The sequence below is a fragment of the Mycobacterium sp. genome (assembly GCF_035653355.1).
In the GTDB taxonomy this organism is placed as follows: domain Bacteria; phylum Actinomycetota; class Actinomycetes; order Mycobacteriales; family Mycobacteriaceae; genus Mycobacterium.
The window spans coordinates 1-2149 of record NZ_DASRBZ010000642.1 but is presented as its reverse complement, the minus strand read 5'-3'; the positions used below and the strand labels follow the sequence as shown (position 1 = coordinate 2149).

General features: G+C 67.5%; 1 protein-coding gene. It reads right to left on the bottom strand.

The window, feature by feature from the left end:
• Nucleotides 1-2149 (bottom strand): DNA polymerase I (polA, locus tag VFA16_RS22030; protein WP_324969877.1); only part of this gene is annotated, 2149 nt, incomplete at both ends.

The following is a 2149-nucleotide window of genomic DNA, read 5'->3' as shown; positions in this document are numbered from 1 at the left end:
TCCATCTGCTCCTTGGCTTCCTCGGTGGAGATCTTCAGCTGCTGCGACAGGCCGTAGGCGCTCAGCCCGTAGGCCAGCCCGTAGGACATTGCCTTGACCCGGCGCCGCAAGTCCGCGGTGACTTCCTCGATGGGCACGCCGAAGGCCCGGGACGCCACGAACGAGTGCAGGTCCTCGCCGGTGTTGAACGCTTCGATCAGGCCTTCGTCTCGCGACAGGTGCGCCATGATCCGCATCTCGATCTGGCTGTAGTCGGCGGTCATCAGCTCGGCGTAGCCCTTGCCGACGACGAACGCATCGCGGATCTGCCGGCCGGCCTCGGTGCGGATCGGGATGTTCTGCAGGTTGGGCTCGGTCGAGGAAAGCCTGCCGGTCGCCGCAATCGTCTGGTTGAACGTGGTGTGGATGCGCCCGTCGGCGGCCACCGAATTCAGCAGCCCATCGACTGTGACCTTCAACCGGGTGGCATCGCGATGGGCCAGCAGGTGCTCCAGGAATGGGTGCCCGGTCTTGTCGAACAACGACTGCAGGGCGTCGGCGTCGGTGGTGTATCCGGTCTTGGTGCGCTTGGTCTTCGGCATGCCTAGTTCGTCGAACAGCACCACCTGCAGCTGTTTGGGTGAGCCGAGGTTGATCTGCTTGCCGATCACCGCGTATGCCGCCTCGGCGGCGTCGCGGACCTGGTCGCCGAACTGGCTCTGCAGCGCGCCCAGCAGCTCGAGGTCGACCGCGATACCGGCGGCTTCCATGCCGGCCAACACGCCTTGCACCGGCAATTCCATTTCGGCCAGCAACGCCTGCGAGTCGATGCGGGCGAGCTCGGCATCGAGGGCGTCGGCGAGGTCGGCGACCGCACGGGCCCGCAAGATGGTGGTTTGCACCGCCTGGTCGTCGACGCCGTCGGTATCGTCTAAAAGCGAAAGTTGTTGCTGCTCCGGGGTTTCGGCGCGCAGCTCGCGGCGAAGATAGCGCAATGACAGGTCGTCGAGGGCGAAGCTGCGCTGCCCGGGCCGCACCAGGTAGGCGGCCAGCGCGGTGTCGGACGTGACACCTTCGAGCGTCCATCCGCGCCCGGCCAGGTCGTGGATCGCCAACTTGGCCTCGTGCAGCGCCTTGGGCGCGCCGGGATCGGCCAGCCATGCCGCCAGCGCGGCGTCGTCGTCAGGGGTCAACGTGGCGGTGTCGATGTAGGCGCCATCGCCGTCGGCGGCCGCGATACCCAGCGCGGTGGCGTCGCCGTCGTAGGCCTGGTGGGTGCCGACCACCGCCAGGCCGGATCGCCGGCCGTCGCGGGCGTGCGCCGTCAGCCACTGCGCGACCGTGCCGGCCTCCAGCGCCCCACCGCGAACGTCAAACCCCTCGTCGACCTCCGGTTCGACAGCTGCCAGCGTCTCGAACAGCCGGTCCCGCAGCACCCGGAACTCCAGCTGGTCGAAGAGCTGGTGGATCTGATCGCGGTCCCATGGCAGCAACCGCAGGGTGTCCGGGGTCTGGGCCAGCGGCACCTCCCGGATGAGCTCGGTCAATTCGCGGTTTCGCACCACGCTGGCCAAGTGCGCCCGCAGGGCGTCGCCCACCTTGCCTTTTACCGTATCGACGTTGTCGACCAGTCCTTCCAGCGAGCCGTATTCGGCGACCCACTTGGCGGCTGTCTTCTCCCCCACCCCGGGGATGCCGGGGAGGTTGTCGCTGGGGTCACCGCGCAGCGCGGCGAAGTCCGGGTACTGCTTGGGGGTCAGCCCGTATTTCTCGACGACGGCCTCCGGGGTGAAGCGAGTGAGGTCACTGACGCCCTTGCGCGGGTAGAGAACGGTGACGTCGTCGCTGACCAGCTGCAGCGCGTCGCGGTCGCCGGTCACCACGAGCACCCGGTAGCCGTCCTTCTCGGCCTGGGTGGCCAGTGTCGCAATGATGTCGTCGGCTTCGAAACCCGGTTCGGCGAGCACCGTAATGCCCAGTGCCGCAAGGACTTCCTTGGTGACGTCGATCTGGCCGTGGAACTCGTCGGGGGTGGAGGTCCGGTTGGCCTTGTACTCCGGGTAGCGGTCGGAGCGAAACGTCTGACGGGACACGTCGAATGCCGCCGCGATGTGCGTCGGCTGCTCGTCGCGCAGCAGGTTGATCAGCATGGCGGTGAAGCCGTAGACCG